This is a genomic window from Enterococcus sp. E5-37, from assembly GCF_035726925.1.
Lineage (GTDB): Bacteria > Bacillota > Bacilli > Lactobacillales > Enterococcaceae > Enterococcus_B > Enterococcus_B faecium.
In genome coordinates this window covers 100,344-121,066 of sequence record NZ_JAPMLG010000005.1, presented here as the reverse complement: position 1 = coordinate 121,066, position 20,723 = coordinate 100,344, and the positions used below count along the sequence as shown (strand labels likewise).

The 20,723-nt window shown below is 37.8% G+C and carries 18 protein-coding genes and 1 pseudogene; 15 read left to right on the top strand and 4 right to left on the bottom strand.

The window, feature by feature from the left end; translation table 11 throughout:
* The first annotated feature begins 8 nt into the window (after window positions 1-8).
* The 3 genes from hslU (at window position 9) to OS138_RS05805 (ending at window position 3,175) form a co-directional block, all read left to right on the top strand.
* Window positions 9-1,409, top strand: coding sequence for an ATP-dependent protease ATPase subunit HslU (gene hslU / locus OS138_RS05815; protein WP_002298110.1), 1,401 nt, complete (start codon window positions 9-11; stop codon window positions 1,407-1,409).
* A gap of 17 nt (window positions 1,410-1,426) precedes the next feature.
* Window positions 1,427-2,218, top strand: coding sequence for a GTP-sensing pleiotropic transcriptional regulator CodY (gene codY / locus OS138_RS05810; RefSeq protein ID WP_002290223.1), 792 nt, complete (start codon window positions 1,427-1,429; stop codon window positions 2,216-2,218).
* A gap of 81 nt (window positions 2,219-2,299) precedes the next feature.
* Entirely contained in the window at window positions 2,300-3,175 is an 876-nt protein-coding gene (locus OS138_RS05805) for an aldose 1-epimerase family protein (protein WP_002296994.1), read from the top strand.
* A 131-nt stretch (window positions 3,176-3,306) separates the two neighbouring features.
* Here the strand turns inward: OS138_RS05805 and plsY are convergent, their stop codons facing one another.
* Window positions 3,307-3,945 carry a glycerol-3-phosphate 1-O-acyltransferase PlsY gene (plsY, locus tag OS138_RS05800; RefSeq protein WP_325069821.1) on the bottom strand — a complete coding sequence of 213 codons (639 nt, stop codon included), beginning with the start codon at window positions 3,943-3,945 and terminating at the stop codon, window positions 3,307-3,309.
* A 125-nt stretch (window positions 3,946-4,070) separates the two neighbouring features.
* On the opposite strand from plsY, the gene OS138_RS05795 reads away from it, so the two are divergent.
* The 8 genes and pseudogenes from OS138_RS05795 to OS138_RS05760 all read left to right on the top strand — a co-directional run.
* Entirely contained in the window at window positions 4,071-4,505 is a 435-nt protein-coding gene (locus tag OS138_RS05795) for a CoA-binding protein (protein ID WP_002298106.1), read from the top strand.
* 165 nt (window positions 4,506-4,670) lie between these two features.
* Window positions 4,671-6,716: a DNA topoisomerase IV subunit B gene (gene parE / locus OS138_RS05790; RefSeq protein ID WP_002306915.1), complete on the top strand. Its 2,046-nt coding sequence runs from the start codon at window positions 4,671-4,673 to the stop codon at window positions 6,714-6,716.
* An 11-nt stretch (window positions 6,717-6,727) separates the two neighbouring features.
* On the top strand, window positions 6,728-9,178 hold the full coding sequence (gene parC, locus OS138_RS05785; protein WP_002296998.1) for a DNA topoisomerase IV subunit A: 2,451 nt from the start codon (window positions 6,728-6,730) through the stop codon (window positions 9,176-9,178).
* A 276-nt stretch (window positions 9,179-9,454) separates the two neighbouring features.
* Window positions 9,455-11,686, top strand: coding sequence for a formate C-acetyltransferase (pflB, locus tag OS138_RS05780; protein ID WP_002289265.1), 2,232 nt, complete (start codon window positions 9,455-9,457; stop codon window positions 11,684-11,686).
* Between the two features lie 243 nt (window positions 11,687-11,929).
* Window positions 11,930-12,691 (top strand): pyruvate formate-lyase-activating protein, encoded by a 762-nt coding sequence (gene pflA / locus OS138_RS05775; protein ID WP_002289264.1) that lies wholly within the window; start codon window positions 11,930-11,932, stop codon window positions 12,689-12,691.
* 84 nt (window positions 12,692-12,775) lie between these two features.
* A complete protein-coding gene (locus OS138_RS05770) occupies window positions 12,776-13,702 on the top strand; it encodes a manganese-dependent inorganic pyrophosphatase (RefSeq protein ID WP_325069820.1) in 927 nt (308 codons plus the stop codon).
* Window positions 13,703-13,883: 181 nt separating this feature from the next.
* The gene (locus OS138_RS05765) at window positions 13,884-14,765 is read left to right on the top strand and encodes a DUF1803 domain-containing protein (protein ID WP_325069818.1); all 882 of its coding nucleotides are present in this window, start codon (window positions 13,884-13,886) and stop codon (window positions 14,763-14,765) included.
* 74 nt (window positions 14,766-14,839) lie between these two features.
* Window positions 14,840-15,049, top strand: a pseudogene (locus OS138_RS05760) (GNAT family N-acetyltransferase); the annotation flags it as partial.
* A 133-nt stretch (window positions 15,050-15,182) separates the two neighbouring features.
* Here OS138_RS05760 and OS138_RS05755 read toward each other — a convergent pair.
* Window positions 15,183-15,815, bottom strand: coding sequence for a hypothetical protein (locus OS138_RS05755; protein ID WP_002289266.1), 633 nt, complete (start codon window positions 15,813-15,815; stop codon window positions 15,183-15,185).
* A gap of 147 nt (window positions 15,816-15,962) precedes the next feature.
* On the bottom strand, window positions 15,963-16,505 hold the full coding sequence (locus tag OS138_RS05750; protein ID WP_002289260.1) for a DUF2179 domain-containing protein: 543 nt from the start codon (window positions 16,503-16,505) through the stop codon (window positions 15,963-15,965).
* A 134-nt stretch (window positions 16,506-16,639) separates the two neighbouring features.
* Between OS138_RS05750 and OS138_RS05745 the strand changes: the two genes are divergently transcribed.
* The 4 genes from OS138_RS05745 (at window position 16,640) to OS138_RS05730 (ending at window position 19,741) form a co-directional block, all read left to right on the top strand.
* Window positions 16,640-17,029 (top strand): hypothetical protein, encoded by a 390-nt coding sequence (locus OS138_RS05745; RefSeq protein WP_002297001.1) that lies wholly within the window; start codon window positions 16,640-16,642, stop codon window positions 17,027-17,029.
* Between the two features lie 3 nt (window positions 17,030-17,032).
* Complete coding sequence (locus OS138_RS05740; protein WP_002289259.1) at window positions 17,033-17,797, top strand: alpha/beta fold hydrolase; 765 nt, start codon at window positions 17,033-17,035, stop codon at window positions 17,795-17,797.
* 128 nt (window positions 17,798-17,925) lie between these two features.
* The gene (locus OS138_RS05735) at window positions 17,926-18,873 is read left to right on the top strand and encodes a LacI family DNA-binding transcriptional regulator (protein WP_325069816.1); all 948 of its coding nucleotides are present in this window, start codon (window positions 17,926-17,928) and stop codon (window positions 18,871-18,873) included.
* 127 nt (window positions 18,874-19,000) lie between these two features.
* A complete protein-coding gene (locus OS138_RS05730; protein ID WP_325069815.1) occupies window positions 19,001-19,741 on the top strand; it encodes a hypothetical protein in 741 nt (246 codons plus the stop codon).
* 295 nt (window positions 19,742-20,036) lie between these two features.
* Here OS138_RS05730 and OS138_RS05725 read toward each other — a convergent pair whose 3' ends face one another.
* Entirely contained in the window at window positions 20,037-20,705 is a 669-nt protein-coding gene (locus tag OS138_RS05725; protein WP_002297002.1) for a YitT family protein, read from the bottom strand.
* Window positions 20,706-20,723 lie beyond the last annotated feature (18 nt).

The following is a 20,723-nucleotide window of genomic DNA, read 5'->3' as shown; positions in this document are numbered from 1 at the left end:
GAGTAGATATGTATGAATTAAAACAAACACCAAGACAAATCGTAAGTGAATTAGATGAATATATCGTAGGACAGCACGCAGCAAAAAAATCTGTTGCCGTTGCTTTGCGTAACCGCTATCGCCGTTTGCAGTTAGATGAAAAAATGCAACAAGATATTACACCAAAAAATATGCTGATGATCGGACCTACAGGGGTCGGTAAAACAGAAATCGCACGACGTTTGGCAAAAATCGTCAATGCACCATTTGTCAAAGTCGAAGCAACAAAATTTACTGAAGTCGGTTATGTCGGAAGAGATGTAGAATCAATGGTTCGGGATTTAGTAGAAAATGCGATCCAAATCGTAGAAAAAGAGCAGTACAGCCGTGTATACACAAGTGCTAAAAAAAATGCAGAAAAACGTTTGGTAAAAATCTTGGTACCTGGTATAAAAAAAGAACAGAAACAATCCACTAATCAATTTGAACAAATGATGAATCTTTTTAATGCTAGTCAGCAAAATACCGCTGAACCGCAAGAAGAAGTGACAGAAGATATTCGAATCAATCGCCGTACAGTCTTGGAACAACTACAAAAGGGTTTACTGGATAGTCGTGAAGTAACCATTGAAGTTGAAGACCAAAAGAAACCTGCACCAATGATGAACAATGGATTGGAGCAAATGGGGATCGACCTAAATGAAACTCTAGGTGCTTTGACACCGAAGAAAAAAGTGGAACGGACGGTAACAGTCAAAGAAGCTTTAGAGTTATTGATCAAGGAAGAATCAGCAAAATTAGTCAAGGATGCTGATATCCATAGTGAGGCAATCAAATTAGCGGAAGAAAGTGGAATTATTTTTATCGATGAAATCGATAAGATCACTTCTAAATCACAGCAATCTGGAGAAGTATCCAGAGAAGGCGTTCAAAGAGACATATTGCCAATTGTCGAAGGTTCACAAGTAAATACAAAATACGGGATCATCCAAACAGATCATGTCTTATTCATTGCTTCAGGAGCGTTCCATTTATCTAAACCGAGTGATTTGATTCCAGAACTCCAAGGGCGTTTCCCAATACGGGTAGAATTAGATGATTTGACAGCTGAAGATTTTGTGAAAATTCTGACTGAACCGAATAATGCTTTAATAAAACAATATGTAGCATTGATTGGTACAGAAAATGTGTCAGTTACGTTTACAAAAGAAGCAATTGAACGGATCGCTCAAATCGCTTTCGATGTCAACCGTGACACAGATAATATCGGCGCACGCAGACTGCATACCATTTTGGAAAAACTACTAGAAGATCTATTATTTGAAGCACCAGATATGCAAATGGGAGAAATAACGATCACAGAAGCATATGTGGATGACAAACTTGGCTCAATTGCGGCAAATGAAGATTTAAGTCGCTATATTTTATAAAAAATCGGAGGACGACAATGACAGACTTGCTAACGAAAACCCGCAAGATAAACACACTTTTGCAGCAAAAGAATACTTTTGACATGCAAGCAGATTTGCCTTACGATAAAATGGCTGTCACACTAGGTGGTATTCTTGACAGCAACACCTATATCATAGGAAGTGACGGGGTATTACTAGGTTATAATGAACGTCACGATGTGAACAATGAACGAATCAAAACAATGTTTGTTGAGAAACAATTTCCTGAATCTTATACTGATACAGTGGCACAGTTGATGAAAACTGAAGCTAATATCCCAATTACTAGTGATATTACTGCATTTCCGGTAGAGTCAAGAGAGAAATATCCATTTGGTCTGACGACTGTCGTTCCGATCTTTGGAGCTGGCGAACGTTTGGGTACGATTATCTTATCTCGTATGGAACAATCGTTTGCAGATGACGATCTAGTCTTAGCAGAATATGGAGCTACGGTTGTCGGTATGCAGATCCTTTATCAGAAGTCTCGAAGCATCGAAGCAGATGTACGGAGTGCAACGGCTGTCCAAATGGCAATCAACACATTATCTTATAGCGAATTGAAGGCTGTACAAGCTATCTTTGAAGCATTGGATGGAGATGAAGGTCGTCTGACTGCTTCTAATATTGCCGATAGTATCGGCATCACTCGTTCTGTGATCGTCAATGCTTTACGAAAATTGGAATCAGCTGGAATCATTGAATCTCGTTCGTTAGGCATGAAGGGAACTTATTTAAAAGTATTGAATTCCCGTTTTAAAGACGAGTTAGCAAAACACAGTTATTAGAAGTAAGGGGACTGGGGCAGATAGAAATGTTTGTTCCAGCCTTCCCATTTTAAAAAGTAAGTCGAAGTTGGAGGAATGGCAATGACTGTTATTATTCAAAATGACCAGCTGATCGCCGAAATCGCTGAACACGGTGCGGAATTGATCAGTCTGAAATCAAAAGAACATGGTTTAGAGTATATCTGGCAAGGTGATCCAGCGTATTGGGGCAGACATGCACCGGTTTTATTCCCTTTTGTTGGACGTTTAAAAGATGATCAGTATGTTTATCAAGGGAAAACATATCAAATGGGGCAACACGGATTTGCTCGGGATATGGATTTTGAAGTCATTGAACATGGACAAGAAATGGCTAGTTTCATCTTAAGGAGTACGCCGGAGACATTAGAAAAGTATCCATTTGATTTTGAATTAGTGATCAGCTATGAATTAGGAGGAGACGGCATCACGGTTCATTATCAAGTGGCAAATACCGGTGAAAAAGAAATGTTCTTTTCTATCGGTGGACATCCTGCTTTCAATGTACCTCTTGAAGAAGGATTGTCATTTGAAGATTTCTATCTGGCATTTTCTCCATTGAAATCAAGATTACGCCTACCATTGAAAGGCCCATTCATCGATATGGATCAAAAGACGTTAGGTCAGACAAATACGAATCTGGCTTTGAATCGTGAACTTTTTGAGCAAGATGCCTTGGTTTTTGAAACAAGGGGTCTAAATGCGTACGCCATTCGAAGTGAAAAATCTTCCCATAGCGTAACTTTAAGCTATAAAGATATGCCTTATGTAGGGATCTGGTCTCCTTATCCAAAAGAAGCGCCTTTCGTTTGTATCGAACCGTGGTGCGGAATCGCTGACACGGTGAACAGTAGTGGAAACTTGATGGAAAAAGTAGGGATCAATCAACTAGGTGCCCATGAAATCTTCAAGACAAAATATTCCATCACAGTGAAGTAAGAGGTTGTGACCGAGAAGTTAGCAGGGAACACCATTTACCAAGGTGTGTAAAAAAGCTATCCTGTAAGTAATAAGGGAGTGTGACATCGATTTGTCACACTCCCGTTTTATCTCTTTGGAATGAAAAAGTATCAGGATTTTTTCTTGCTGCTATTCAAACCAAACGGGATTCGACTTTCAGTATGGTTTCTGATACGCTTGATATTGTCTTTATGCCGATAAAAGATAAAGGAAGAAACTAAAAAGGCAATGATCGTCAGTAACCAATTGGGCTTAGCCAAAATCACAGGAGCTACATAAGGAAGGACGATCGTAGATAAAGTGATCAATACTGCACTGATCATACTGCTCAAACTCACCATACTTGTACAAAATAAACTAACGATAAAGATGATACAAGAATAAACAAAAAATACAGGATTAAATCCTAAAAGCATTCCTGCACTTGTCGCAACAGCTTTTCCTCCTTTGAACCCAGCAAAAATCGGAAATGTATGGCCAAGAATGGCGCATACCCCAAACCAAAGAGGGTTAATCCCAGAAAGGTGGAAGATCATCGGCAAACAAGTAGCCAATGTACCTTTTAAAATATCCATAAGCAGGACAACAATCCCGGCTTTTTTGCCTAATACACGAAATGTATTGGTCGTTCCAGTATTACCGCTCCCGTGTTGTCGGATATCTTTTTTGAAAAACAATTTGCCAATCCAGACACCGGAAGGAATAGAACCTAAAAGATATGCTAAAATAAGTAATAAGATCAATTTCATTTTTTACCCTCTTTCAAGTTGAAAACTATCCTTTATTTTAGCATGAATAGGTAACAGGAACAATTGAAAAAATGAAAGATACAAGTATAATAGATGGAATAAAAGAAAAGCAAGGGGTGGCAGAAATGTCTGTAAAAAACCCAACACAAGAAACGATTTTCAACTATTTGGAAGAAGCAAAAAATATTGCCGTCGTAGGCTTGAGCAATAAACCAGAACGAACAAGTTACATGGTTGCACAGGTATTGCAAGACAATGGATATAAAATCATACCAGTGAATCCATTATTGGCTGGTGAAGAAATTCTAGGCGAGAAAGTCTATGCGAATTTGACAGAAATCGATGATCCAATCGATATCGTAGATGTATTTAGACGGAGTGAATTTTTACCTGAAGTAGCAGATGATTTTTTGAAAACTGATGCTAAAGTGTTCTGGGCACAACTAGGGATTGAAAACAAAGAAGCAGCTGAGATGCTAAGAAAAGCAGGACGTACAGATATCGTGATGGATCGTTGTATTAAGATTGAACTAGGTAAGTTGAAAGAAAACCAAAAATAAAAATGACCACAAAGAAGAGATGATCGATAGAGGGGAATGTCGAAAAAGCGGTTAGGAGATAATTAAAATTGATTTCTCGTCTACCCTCTTTTTTTTCACGACCTTTTCTAGTATGATAATCGTGGTGCGGTTTTGCCGCAAAGTATTATTGAAGGAGCGTTTGCCTTGGCAAAAAAAGTAAACAACGAATACAATGACTCGTCCATCCAAGTATTGGAAGGATTAGAGGCAGTTAGAAAAAGACCAGGGATGTACATTGGATCCACTGACAGCCGAGGCTTGCATCATTTAGTCTATGAAATCGTCGATAATGCAGTTGACGAAGCATTATCAGGTTATGGCAGTGAGATTGATGTGACCATCCATGAAGACAATAGTATAACTGTTGCAGATAGCGGACGTGGGATGCCTGTAGGAATGCATGCTTCCGGAATACCAACAGTTGAAGTGATTTTTACTGTGCTACATGCTGGCGGAAAGTTTGGTCAAGGAGGGTACAAAACTTCTGGTGGACTGCACGGTGTAGGAGCCAGTGTGGTAAATGCCTTATCGAAATGGCTAACTGTAACGATCGTTAGAGATGGCGTAGAGTATCAGCAGAAATTTAAAAACGGCGGTAAACCTGACGGTACGTTGAAAAAGATAGGAAAAACAAAAAAAGCAAACGGGACGACTGTCCATTTTTTACCAGACGATACAATATTCAGTACAACAAAATTTTCATATGAAATTTTAGCCGAACGGTTAAGAGAATCTGCCTTTCTTCTAAAAGGCGTTAAAATCTCTCTTTCTGATCTTCGTGGAGAAGAACCAGTCAAGGAAATTTTTCATTACGAAGAAGGAATCAAAGAATTTGTTGATTATCTGAATGAAGAAAAAGATACATTGACACCAGTTGTTTATTTTTCAGGAGAAAAAGAAGGTATCGAAGTAGAGGTCGCTTATCAATACAATGACGGGTATTCAGAAAATGTTTTATCTTTTGTCAATAACGTTCGGACAAAAGATGGGGGAACCCATGAAGCTGGTATGAAAGCGGCGATGACGAAATCTTATAATGAATATGCGAGAAAAGTTGGTTTGCTGAAAGAACGGGACAAGAATCTGGAAGGTAGTGATTTCAGAGAAGGGTTAGCTGCTGTACTTTCTATCCGTGTACCTGAAAATCTTCTGCAATTTGAAGGGCAAACAAAAGAAAAACTTGGTACGCCAGTTGCTCGTACTGTAGTAGATAACGTCATCAGTGAACAAATGGGCTTTTATTTGCAGGAAAATAGCGAAATGAGCCAGATGTTGGTCCGTAAAGCAATCAAAGCCAGAGAAGCGAGAGAAGCAGCACGTAAAGCCAGAGAAGAAAGCCGAAATGGGAAGAAGCGTAAAAAAGGCGAATCTCTTCTTTCAGGAAAATTGACACCCGCACAATCCCGAAACCCTAAGAAAAATGAATTGTATTTAGTCGAAGGGGATTCTGCTGGCGGATCTGCTAAACAAGGAAGAGACAGAAAGTTCCAAGCAATTCTACCTTTACGAGGAAAAGTCATCAATACCGAAAAAGCTAAAATGCAAGATATCTTGAAAAATGAAGAAATCAATACGATGATCTATACGATTGGTGCAGGAGTCGGTCCTGAGTTTTCTATCGAAGACTGTAATTACGACAAAGTAATCATCATGACCGATGCGGATACAGACGGCGCCCATATTCAAGTATTGCTGCTTACTTTCTTTTATCGCTATATGAAACCGCTGATTGAAGCTGGGAAAGTATATATCGCGTTACCGCCTTTATATAAAGTATCCAAAGGACAAGGGAAGAAACAAGTCATTGAATATGCGTGGACAGATGACGAATTGGCAGCAATGATTAAAAAAGTCGGCAAAGGATATATGCTGCAGCGTTATAAAGGACTTGGAGAAATGAATGCGGAACAATTGTGGGAAACAACGATGGATCCGACTTCCCGTACGCTGATCCGCGTCCGTATCGATGATGCTGCGCAAGCTGAACGTCGAGTAACCACACTGATGGGTGACAAAGTAGAACCTCGAAGAAAATGGATCGAAAATCACGTGCAATTTACGCTCGAAGAAGATGGCAGTATCTTAGATAAAAAAGAGGATACTGAAATCTCTCCTTCAGTTTCTAATGATTTATTAGATGAAGAACGAGCAGATAAAAATGAAAACAATCAGTTATTTGAAGTAGAATAGGAGGTCACCTGATGGAAAATCGACAAGAAGTACAAGAATTAACTTTAGAAGAAGTGATGGGTGACCGCTTCGGACGTTATTCCAAATATATTATCCAAGAACGTGCACTGCCTGATATCCGTGATGGATTGAAGCCAGTGCAACGCCGGATATTATTTGCCATGAACAAAGATGGCAATACGTATGACAAAGGATTCCGTAAATCAGCAAAATCTGTCGGAAATATCATGGGGAATTATCATCCTCATGGTGACAGCAGTATTTATGAAGCGATGGTCCGCATGAGCCAAGATTGGAAGTTGCGGGAAGTACTGATCGAAATGCACGGGAATAACGGGAGTATGGACGGTGATCCACCTGCTGCGATGCGTTATACTGAAGCCAGATTATCCAAGTTAAGTGGAGAGATGCTAGCAGATATCGAAAAAGAAACAGTCGATCTCGTGTGGAATTTTGATGATACAGAAAAAGAACCAACAGTCCTTCCAGCTCGATACCCAAACCTTCTCGTCAATGGATCGACAGGTATATCTGCTGGATATGCGACAGAAATCCCGACTCATAACTTAGCTGAAGTGATCGATGGCACAATCTATATGATCGATCATCCACAAGCAAGCCTTGAAAAATTGATGGAATATATTCCTGGACCTGACTTTCCAACAGGAGGGATCTTGCAAGGAAAAGATGAAATCAAAAAAGCTTATGAAACAGGGCGAGGAAAAGTTATTCTTCGTTCGAAAACAAAGATAGAAGCAATGAAGGGTAATAAACAGCAAATCGTGATCACAGAAATCCCATATGAAGTAAATAAAGCGACCTTGGTGAAAAAAATGGATGAGATCCGTTTGAATAAGAAAATCGATGGAATAGCTGAAGTACGAGATGAAAGTGATAGAACAGGTCTGCAAATTGTCGTCGAATTGAAAAAAGACGCCAATGCTCAAGGAATTTTGAATTATTTGTTCAAAAACACTGAGCTACAGATCAATTACAATTTCAATATGGTCGCTATCGACCATATGACTCCGCATCAAGTTGGACTGAAAGACATTTTAAGAAGTTATATCGAGCATCGAAAGCAAGTCATAACAAAACGTAGTCAATTCGATTTAGCCAAAGCTCAAAAAAGACAGCATATCGTAGAAGGCTTGATGAAAGCTTTATCGATTCTGGATGAAGTAATCGCAACGATTCGTGAAAGTAAAGACAAAAAAGACGCCAAAAAGAATTTAGTCGACGTCTTTCAATTTACAGAAGAACAAGCAGAAGCAATTGTCACATTGCAATTATACCGTTTGACGAACACGGATATCACAGAGCTTCAAAAGGAATCTGAAAGCTTGATTGCGCAAATCACAGAGTTGAATAAAATCCTTTCAAATGACAAAGAGCTTTTCTCTGTTATGAAAAAAGAATTGCGAGAAGTGAAAAAAAATTATTCTTCCGCTCGTCTAACGACAATCGAAGACGAAATAGAAGAAATCAAAATTGATACGCAAGTCTTAGTGGCACAAGAAGACGTAATTGTCAGTGTGACGAGAGAAGGCTATGTGAAGCGAACAAGCCTTCGTTCTTATAGTGCTTCCAAACCAGAAGAAATCGGGATGCGAGAAGGCGACTACTTGCTATACTCAGGTGAATTGAGTACATTGGACCATGTTCTTCTGATCACAAATAAAGCAAATGTGATCTACCGCCCTGTCCATGAACTACCCGATTTGAAATGGAAAGATGCTGGTGAGCACATTTCTCAAACAATCTCCAATCTGTCTGTAGACGAATCGATTTTAGCTGTTTTCCCATATCAAAAAATTCAAGCAGAGAAAACATTTGTATTCATCAGCAAGAATGGATTGATCAAGCAAACACGAATGACAGAGTTCGAACCATGGCGCACCTATAAGAGCCGTCCGCTCAGCTGTATGAAGCTAAAGGCGGAAGAAGATGAACTGATTGCTGTGTATCTGAAAGAAGATCAGCCAGGCTTAGATGTTTTCTTAGTAACGCATCAAGGAATGGGTTTGCGCTATCCTTTAACAGATGTTCCCGTTGTTGGAGCAAAGGCAGCTGGAGTGAAGTCTATGAATTTGAAAGATGGAGATAGGATTATCAACGGGCTGCTTGTGTTAGCAGAAGGTGATACGCCGATCGTAATCGTTACTCAGCGAGGAGCTGTTAAACGCATGCTTGCTCAAGAAATCAGCCAAACTTCACGTGCGAAGCGGGGAGTGACGGTCATGCGTGAGCTGAAAAAAAATCCGCACCGTATTATCTATATGTCGGAAGGAAGATCAAAAGAAATAACCTTGATGAATCAAAAAGGGCAGCAGTTAACGATTGACCCAACTGATTTCCCTATAGGTGATCGAACATCGAATGGATCATTTGCGATGGATGAGAAAAAAGGTGGAGAAGTCATCGAAGTTATCGATGCTCCTGAGATTTTCATCGAGTCGTAACTGTTGTAGTATTTTAATGAAGAGACGACGTCTGTATTAATACAGATGGCGTCTCTTTTTCATTCATTTTTAATAAATCCTTATACGTTTGCAAAAAAAGATGAAAGTGTTCACAATGCTTAAATGTTGGTATGTCAACGTTGATTTAAATATATGTAAATAAAACATAAAAATTGTTAAATAAAAAACAAGAAAACCCTTGCAAAGATAGGGTGCTGTGTTATACTAATCACGTAAAAACTGTTACATAAAACAGAAATTTAGGAGGTCCATACAATGGAGCAATGGAATGGATTTAAAGGTACCAAATGGAAAGAAGGCGTAGACACTAGAGACTTTATTCAAAATAACTACACTGAATATCGCGGTGATGACAGCTTTTTGGAAGGCCCAACAGAAGCAACAGAAAAACTATGGGATGAATTGCAAAAGTTAAATGATATCCAATTCGAACGTAACGGTGTCTATGATATGGACACAGAAATCGTATCAACTATTACTTCACACGATGCAGGCTATTTGGATAAAGATTTGGAAAAAATCGTCGGTCTACAGACAGACAAACCTTTGAAACAAGCATTCATGCCGTTCGGCGGAATCAATATGGCTAACAATGCGCTAAAAAGCAATGGCTATACACCAAACGATGAATTGACACATATTTTCACTGACTGGCGCAAAACACATAATCAAGGTGTATTTGACGCTTATACTGCTGAAATGCGTGCTGCTCGTAAAAACAAAATCATTACAGGGCTTCCAGACGCTTACGGTCGCGGACGTATCATCGGTGACTATCGTCGTGTGGCATTGTATGGAATCGACTATTTGATGGAACAAAAGAAAAAAGATCATGATATGACTGGTTATCATACAATGAGTGAAGAAGTGATTCGTTTACGTGAAGAAATCACTGAACAATATCGTGCATTAGCGCAAATGAAAGAAATGGCTGCGAAATATGGCTATGATATTTCTAAACCAGCTGCAAATGCAAAAGAAGCTGTCCAATGGCTATACTTCGGATATTTAGCAGCAATCAAATCACAAAATGGTGCTGCGATGTCAATCGGACGTATCTCAGCATTCCTTGATATCTATATCCAACGTGATTTGGATAATGGAGTAATCACAGAAAAAGAAGCACAAGAATTGATCGACCACTTAGTAATGAAATTACGTATGGTCAAATTCGCGCGTACACCTGAATATAACCAATTATTCTCAGGATTCCCTATCTGGGCTACTTTATCCATTGCAGGTATGGGATTAGATGGTCGTTCATTAGTTACAAAGAATGATTTCCGTCTGCTTCATACATTAACAAATATGGGACCTTCACCAGAACCAAACTTGACTGTTTTGTATTCTGAACACCTTCCAGAAGGATTCAGAACATATGCTAGCAGAATCGCTATCGAAAGTTCTTCGATTCAATTCGAAAATGATAATCAGCTTCGTGAACAATGGGGTTCGGATGATTGTGCGATTGCTTGCTGTGTATCAGGAACAGTTGTCGGAAAAGACATGCAATTCTTTGGTGCTCGTGCTAACTTGGCTAAAACACTATTATATGCCATCAATGGCGGAGTCGATGAAGTGACTGGCGCCCAAGTTGGACCAGAATATCGTCCAATCACATCAGAAATACTAGACTTTGAAGAAGTGAAACATAACTTCATGAATATGATGGATTGGTTAGCAGAACTATATGTCAATACGTTGAACATCATTCATTATATGCATGATAAATATTCTTATGAAGCAGCTCAGCTGGCTTTGATGGATTCTGACTTGCAACGCACATTTGCTACAGGTATTGCTGGGATCTCTCATGCGGCAGACAGCTTGTCAGCGATCAAATATGCAAAAGTAAAAGCAATCCGTAATGAAAAAGGAATAGCAGTTGATTTTGAAGTGGATGGCGACTTCCCTAAATACGGAAATGATGATGACCGTGCAGATGAATTAGTTTCATGGATCTTGGAATACTTCATGGGACAAATCAAACGTCATAAAACTTACCGCAACTCAAAACCAACAACTTCATTATTGACGATTACTTCAAATGTTGTTTACGGTAAAAATACAGGAAATACTCCTGATGGCCGTGAAGCTGGAAAACCACTTGCGCCAGGAGCAAATCCAAGTTACAATGCGGAACAAAGTGGGTTATTAGCTAGCCTGAACTCAACAGCTAAAATGAATTACGGCTGTGCATTGGATGGAATTTCAAATACCCAAACAATCAATCCTTCAGGTCTTGGAAAAGAACAAGATACAAGAATCGAAAACTTGCGTAATGTCTTAGATGGATACTTCTCAAAAGGAGCTTATCATTTGAATGTCAATGTATTCAGTAATGATTTATTGCGTGATGCAATGGAAAATCCAATGAAATATCCGAACTTGACGATCCGGGTATCTGGTTATGCAGTTAAATTCCGTGACTTGACAAGAGAACAACAATTAGATGTCTTGATGAGAACTTCACACGACAGAATGTAAAAAGTTCGTGAAAAAAGTTTTTCGACTTAGCGTCGAAAGGACGTTGAATAGCCATCGCATCAAAATCGAATAATCAGTATGCTTATTTGAAAGAAACGATTTACAGGGGCAGGACTTGTATGTTCCGTCCCTGTAAATTTTACACATAACGAAGCGGCAATTGCGAAAAATTTTGTTCAGAAAGCTTCGCTTCGACAGCTAACTTGTACTTAAAATGAAATCAAAGAAAAGATGTGAACTTAAATGGAAGAAAAAACAATCGGCTATGTTCATTCTATCGAAACTTTCGGTTCAGTAGACGGACCTGGACTGCGCTTTGTCGTGTTTATGCAAGGATGCCGCATGCGTTGCCAATTTTGTCACAATCCAGATACTTGGAATATTGGCGGAGGGAAAGAATACACAGCAGATGAACTTTTAGATAAAGCAGAACGCTTCAGACCTTACTGGGGAGATAAAGGTGGTATTACTGTTAGTGGTGGAGAACCTCTATTGCAGATCGATTTTTTGATTGAACTATTTAAAAAAGCAAAAGAGCGGAAGATGCATACTACATTGGATACATGCGGAAAACCTTTTACGTATGAAGAACCTTTCTTTTCACGTTTTCAAGAATTGATGAAGTATACAGATTTACTGTTATTTGACATCAAACACATCGATAATGAAGAGCATAAAAAACTAACGCATTGGGACAATGAAAATATTTTAGAAATGGCTCAATATTTGTCAAAAATCAACAAACCGGTTTGGATTCGCCATGTACTAGTTCCTGAGCGAAGTGATTATGATGAATATTTGATCCGACTAGACAACTTTATTCAAACCTTGTCAAATGTAGACAGAGTAGAGATTCTTCCTTATCATACGATGGGAAAATACAAGTGGGAAACACTTGGTTTGAAATATCCATTAGAAGGGATCGAACCACCTACAAAAGAACGTGTCGAAAATGCTAAACGATTGCTTCATACAGAAGAGTATACAAAATATTTAACGCGATAGGTCGCATCGGAAAGAAGATAAGTATTGCTTCTTTCCGTTTTTTTGCTATTATTAAATAGGAGAAATCACAAAGGAGCGAATGACATGTCAAAAATTTTAGTTTTTGGTCACCAAAATCCAGATACAGATGCAATCGGGGCAGCCATTGCGTTTTCATACTTGCAAAATGAATTAGGTAAAGAAACAGAAGCAGTTGCTCTAGGTACACCTAATGAAGAAACACAATACGCATTAGACCACTTTCAGCTATCTGCACCACGAGTAGTAGAGTCAGCTAAAGCAGAAAATGCAGATGTCATGCTTGTGGATCATAATGAATTCCAACAAAGTATTTCAGATATCAGCGAAGTAAATATTTTAGCTGTAGTAGACCACCATCGTATTGCAAACTTTGAAACAGCTAATCCATTGTACTATCGTGCAGAACCAGTTGGATGTACAAGTACGATTATTTTAAAACTATATAAAGAAAACCAAGTAACAATTCCTAAAGAAATCGCAGGAATCATGCTCTCAGCTATCATTTCAGATACATTGTTGTTCAAATCACCAACATGTACGCCTGAAGATGAAGCAGCTGCAAAAGAACTTGCAGCAATCGCTGAAGTCGATCTAAACACTTATGGACTTGAAATGTTGAAAGCAGGAACAAATCTAAGTGATAAATCAGCTGCGGTTCTTCTTGATTTGGATGCAAAAAGTTTCCCAATGGGCAGTTCCAACGTTCGTATCGCTCAAGTCAATACAGTGGACCTTAATGAAGTGATGGATCGACAAGCAGAGCTAGAAGCAGCAATGGAAGATGAAATGAAAGCAAATGGCTACGATCTGTTCGTATTAGTTGTCACAAACATCTTAGACAGTGATTCAGAATTACTTGTTGCTGGTAAAGGAAAAGAAAAAGTAGAAGAAGCTTTCCAAACAACTTTGACCAACAATCGTGCTTTGCTTAAAGGTGTCGTTTCACGTAAAAAACAAGTCGTACCTCAATTGACGGCTGTATTTAGCTAATCAAATGGTAGTATGAAGCATTCAAAATGAATGGATAAGCGATTGATATAAAAAGAAACATAGAACATACTAAAGGCCGAAGAAATGGAGGAGAATAACAGTCAATTATGACTCTTGTTCTTCCTCCTTTTTACGTAATAGCCTTTTAAGTAAAATAAAACGGATAGAAAAGAGAACATATATGAACTATTATTATTCAAAAAATAAGGAAAACTTTTATCAAAAACTGACCGATGATCCGCTTTTTTCTTCATTGACCGATTATCTATATGAACATCGAGAACAAGAAACGATTCTAAGAGAATTGAAAAAAGAATTTTCGCAAAATAAATTTTCCCATTTTCTTGATCTATTGATCGATGCAAGATTAATCAAGAGGGAAGAACGAAGATATCATTTGAACTTTCCAATATTTGATCCTAAAGATTACTTGCAACAAACCATTTCGGCTGCTGAAACCATAGCTGAACAATTGAAGAGACTCTCTTTTGATGAACAAAAATTAGCGATGGGAGAAGTTATTTGGGCGTATTGTTTCGAAGATGAACGGAAAGAAGCGTATTTTTATGGAGTAAGAAACAGCCGAGAGACAGAATTGCTGAGGACAACTGCAGGAAATGAGAAGTACCGTTTTATCACACTTTCTTCTATAGAACACTTCCCGCTTACTTTGGCTAATTACTTTTTTGTACAGAAGAATCAGCTTCCTGTAACGAAGGCATTCAAAGAATTAGCCGAACTTATTGGAGACGTAAATGAAGCGTACTTTTTTGATCAAATAGAAGTTATCGTTGACAGGATACGTAAGAATAAATATAAAAATCGCCGGCCTAGTATTTTCCATCAGTCTCTACTTGTGACGAATACTATAAAGGAAGAAGAATCATTCACATTAGAATTACCTATTGTCGAAAAAAACAATTTTGAGATTGAATTACCAACATTGGATCCTTCATTGACAATGGAGGAAACGGCCTTTCTTAAACGACAAATCTTTTCTGAGCTGAGCAAGAAATTTATACCGCATGCATTTTCTTATATCAAAGAATATGGAGCAATATAGAACAGTTTTAGTGAGTAAAACCTAAGAGAGCAGTAAGCAAAAATTATACTGACTCTTGCAGGAGGAGCCTTTCTCTTCCTTTATGGTTAAAAGAATTATTTGAGTATTTTGCCTATCTACCACCTATTGGATTCACTACATGGTCTGGAAACAAAGGAATGCAAAAAAATGGTGAGAAATGTGGAATGACAAAGGAAGGAGTCATAAGAAAAGTCAGATTTTTAAATAATCAATATTATGATTCAGTCAAGTATGGCATTTTAAGGGAAGAACTAGCCGATTAGATTAGGAAGTCCATTTGATGATCCAGAATCACTAAGAAACGAATGGCGAGTCATTAATAATTTATCCAATCTTGGGTTATTCTTTTAGATTGAAGTGTTTAAAACTAAAAAAGCATTTATGAAGTCGTAATAGTCAGGCTTCAAAATGCTTTTTATTTTGTTTGTTTTTTCTTTGCCACATAAATACACCTAGACTGACGATGAAGAGCATATCCAACAGATTTCCTGCAACTTGGATCGTCGAAGGGTTGGTCAGTGGCATTAAAGCAAGGACAAAAAAGGAAAACAAGCTGTAAATAAAACAGGTGACAGGAACTAATCGAAAGAAGAGTGGACATTTCAATTGGCTAAAAATGAGTGAAAAAATAAAATAAGTAAAAATGGATAAAATCACGACTAAACCATTCATGATAAAGAAGAAAAGCGTATTGTGATTAAACGAATAAAAAAGAATTGCTAAAAAAGAAAACGTTTTAAATGCAATCAATACGCTTGAAGCTTCGTTTAACGTACCAGGATGTCGATGAAAAAAATAGGCACCGAAATAAACAGAAAACAGTAAACCGCAAAGAGAAGACAAAATCAAAAAAAACGGATTTTCTTCGGCTTCTGTGATATCAGAATGATCCAAAAGCAACCAGCCTAATGCACTAGAAGGCGCATGTGAGGTCTTAAGGTATGAATAACATAGAAAAAATAAGATCGTCAAAGTTGCAAAAAAAGAGCCTAAATGTAAAAAATTAGTGGTTCTACGTTGAATTTCCATAATATCTCCAAATTAAATTGATAAGTATATAAAGTATAATAACAAATTGATGAGTATATGTCGATGTTTTTTAATCAAAATAATAAATAAAAACTGTCTAACATTTAAAATTTAATTTAGATATTAGACAGTTTTTAAGTTTGTGAGTTATTTTCCTTGTCGTTTTCTCACTTTTTTAGTCCAGAAACCACCTGAAATATATTTTGGCTCATAAGAAATGATAAAAGCACGCTCTTCGATTTCTTTGATCAGGCGATACAGTTCACGTTCGCTTTTTCTAGGAGAAAGTATTTCGAGAACTAGCCGCTCACCTTCCAGCCCCATTGCAGAAGTCTGTGTCACACCATAACCGTGTTCTCTCAGTATACCCGGCAAACTTTTATCTTCTGCGCTATTTGCTGGCAAAATCGTTGTGACCATGATGTATCCTAATGCCAATTTGTCTTCAATCAAAATTCCGACACTGATACCTACTGCGTAACCTAACGCATAGACAAATAAATTCAGTGGATTATCTAAACGATCTAAAACAAGGGATAAGCCGACGATATAAATCGTGATCTCGACCATACTGACAAGTGGAGCAATCAGTCGATAGCCTTTCATTGTCAACATGAAACGTAACGTGTTCAGAGTGATATAAGCAAAATTAATGAGGAAGATCATCCCCAACATTTTTGGATCAATCATTTGTAAAACTCCTTTCATTTATATAACAACAATATCAAAAAAAATCGTAAGTGAAGAAAAATTGAAACTTTATACATACAAAAAAATGATAAAATGATTATAATAGAATTATAAAGATAGGTTAGGTGATTAAAATGAAAACGGTCAATCGTGTGTTTTGTGCCAGCCACGTGCTAAGTCTCCTTCTCAGTATATACTTAGGTGTCTATTCGATTCAACAGCCAATTGAGGTAGAGAACATTGTTTTTCAGATGTCGCTGACAGATGGTTTAATTTTAAGCGTTTTTTTCTTTTTGATACTGTTTATTGGTAATATTTTCGGTAGCGTTGCCAGTTTTTTGAATTTTTCTATTTATCCACTCCTTTCGCTAGCATTAGGAGTGGTGGGACTTTGTTCTCTGTGCTTATTTCCCGAGCCATTCAGTCCTGCATTTATATTATTTGGTACACTGAACCTGTTCCAGACAACTGTTGGAGCATGGTTGCTATGGCGATCAGGAAATTTAATGAAAATAGGTGAGTAACAATTGAATCCAATTATATTGAAACGTTCTGTCCATCATATTCCAGTGTTAGAAGTTGTTCTGAAAGAATTAAGAGAGGAACGTATTCCCGTTGTCATCTATTATCACGGATGGCAGACAAGTAAGGAGTTAGTTTTGACGCAAGGAAGAAAAATTGCGCAGCAGGGCATTCGTGTGATCCTGCCAGATGCGATGAATCATGGGGAGCGCAAACAGCCGGTTTCTTCTATTCCATCCTATACATTTTGGGATAGTATCTACGGAAATCTGTTTGAATTTGACACACTTATCAAGCATTTAGAAAAAAGAGGTCTTCTACATGATCAGCTTGCAGTTGGCGGGGTTTCGATGGGGGGAATGACAACATGCGCCTTGTTGGCTAAACATCCTCATATAGTAGCGGGCGTGTGTTTGATGGGTTCCCCTGCACCTTTGGAATATGGAAAAGAAATCGTAAGGCGCGCATCGGAATATAATTATGTCGTACCAAAAGACTATTTTGATTTGATTTCATGGGTTAAGAGCTATGATTTGTCATTGCAGCCGGAAAAGTTAGCTGGACGTCCTCTGTTCTTTTGGCATGGACAAGCTGACGAAAAAATTCCTTATATACAAACGGAACGATTTGTAGAAAAAAACCGGCATAAGTCTTACGGAAAAGAAATTGTTTTTCGTTCCTCAAAAACACAGCGACATATGGTACAAATACCACTAATGGAAGAAGCTTCCACTTTTTTAGCAAAAAATTTGATAAAAAAGTATAAATAATTGAAACGGAAAATCACTCATGACGATAGAGGATTTTCCGTTTTTTATTTTGGGCTATAATGAACTCTGTTAGGAAAATTTGGTATAATTGATAGTAAGAATGACAACATGTTAGAAAGGAAGAGAGCATGCCCACTTTAGCAGATGTTGCAAAACGTGCCAATGTTTCAAAAATGACGGTCTCTCGAGTCATCAATCATCCGGAACAGGTGACTGACGAATTGAAAGAGTTAGTTTTCTCAGCAATGGCTGAACTGGATTACCGTCCAAATATTGCTGCAAAAGCACTTGTCACGAATCGGTCGCAGATCATCAAATTATTTATACTGGAAGAAATCGACACAACTGAGCCCTATTACATGAATTTGCTGATGGGAATCGCTAAACGGATCGGTAAAGCGCATTATTCTCTCCAATTAGTTACAAATGATGCCTTCGACGTCGGTTCTTGTGATGGATACATCATCACAGGTGTCAGAAAAAAAGACTTCGATTGGATCGACCGTTTGGAAAAACCAGTTGTCTTGTTTGGGGAAAATTCTGAAGGATATGATTATGTAGACAGCGATAATGAATATGGTACAGCAAAAGCAACGCAATATGCCTTAGAAAGAGATTATCAAACGATTATTTATATCGGTATCGAAGTGGACGAGCCTTTTGAAATTTCAAGGGAAACTGGTTATTTATATGTGATGAAGGAAGCTGATCTTCCTAGTAAAATCTTGCGGTTTCCAAATCATTCGACAGAAGTAGAAAGATATATGACAGAAAACTGGGCAGATTTTACAGATAAAACTTGTTTTGTATGTAGTTCAGATCGGCTAGCACTAGGAGCAGTAAGAGGGATTATAAATGCTGGAGGACACTTGCCCGAAGAATTTGGTGTGATTGGATTTGATGGGGTATTTTTAGACCAAATCAGTTCACCTAAATTGACAACGATCAAGCAAGATATTATACGCATGGGTGAAGTATGTGGAGAAATGTTGTTAAAAAAAATAGAAGAAAAAGGGGCGAGTCAAGGTTATCGTCGTTTTTTTCCTGAACTAGTTATCAGAGAGACAACGAATTAAGTCTTATTACTATATATATTTATGAAATTCATCGCTATTTTCTTAAAATAATCAGCGCATTGCTACTGAAAACAATGAAACTGTGCTATTATTGAGAAAAGTTCCATTTTTGAGAAGGATGGTTTGAATGAAAGAAATCAGACGAAAACATTTCCGTTTTCCTGCGTACGATGATGAGTTAGGCGTAAAATTAACCAACGACAAGAAGCGAGTATTATTTGACGGACAAGAAGATCTTTTGACTGAACAGAATCAGTCCCCGTTTGAGCAGATGAAAGAATTTCATTTTACGAACACGAACACCGAGAAAATCCGTCGCAAGCGTCGTGCAACAAATGGATTGAAGTCAGCTCCGCGTAAGGAAAATTTGGAAAAGCATAAAGGAAAATTACCGGATTATACCGGCCATTACCAATCAGAAATCACATCGACAGGACGAAAAAAACTTTTTGGTGATTCCTCTCGTTCTGTCAGACAAAGTGAAACAAGGACAGAGTCCAAGCATACTACACGAAACGCATCTGTTGACACGAAGGTGCGGGAGCGTTCTTATTTTGTTCCTAAATATGTACCCGCATCGATTATTCCAGACCCTAGAGAAAGCAAAATTTCTGAGGATCATTTAATCGAATCGATGAAAAAAACGGATGACTCTTATCTGTTGTTCGATACAGAACCGACGCCGTATCAAGAAAAAAGAAATGGTGAGCCGTCTGTACGGACATTCAATCGAACAAAAACGTTAGAGGAAACAAAGCAGTCAGAAGAAAAAAAATCGAAAAAAAGCCATGGTATCTTAGAACGCTCATTACAAGGATTGATCGATGATCAAGGAAACTCTTTGGAAGAAAATAGCTATTTTAAATAAGTGATATACAAATTTATATTCGGCTACAGTTGGAAAGGAAACGCTGCGGCGTTTCCTTATTTTATACTCTATCCGAAAGTTTATATCGTATCCTCAGATTTTTTTGAGTTTAAGCGAATTTTTTCTCCCAATAAGTAAGAAAATAATGACAAAATAAAAAAACAAACTATTTTCGCAGATCGTTTGCAAAAATAGTTTATTTTTTATTTTTATAAAGAAGATTTTACTGAATAATATCATTTTAGTTTACATAATGATATTTCTGTAAATTAAATAAAGTAGTGAAAAATAAGAATCAGTGCTCTAACTGTTCAAGAGGGTCAAGTGGTTCAAATGTTTCTGTAGTCTGTTTTGCTTCCAATTGGGGCAAAACAGATCCAATTTCCAGATACTTCACTTTATTCAATGTATAAGATAGAATAGAACAGCTAAGTAATGTATACAGAAAATGTGTGAGATCCAAATAAAGCAAGGAGACAACTAAAATACCAAAAGTAATCAAGAAAAGACTTTTGCCAATCTTAATATGAAAATATTTTTCAATGGCTTGATAAATGATATCTGTTCCGCCTGTGCTTCCGCCGAATCGAAAGACGAGACCGCAACCAATGCCAGAAAGAATACCTGTCATCAAACTATTGATCAGTAGACTATCTACAGCAAAATGTATATGAAGGCTCTCCCATAAATGTAAAAAGAAAACTAGCGCAAATGTTCCAACGATCGTCCGGAGAAAAGCGTGTTTTCCAAAAAGAAACAATGAGATAAGCAATAAAGGTAAATTAAAAAGCAGTGAAGTGACAGAAGGAGCGAATCCAAAAAGATTATGCAAGAGCAAAGCAATACCAGTAACCCCACCATCTGCCAGCTTAGATGGAATATTGATTCCTGTCACAGCTAATCCGTAGATTCCTGCGCCTAAAATGATTCCGCACAATTCTGTAAATAAATTTAATTTTTTCATTTCTAGCCTCTTTTCTTT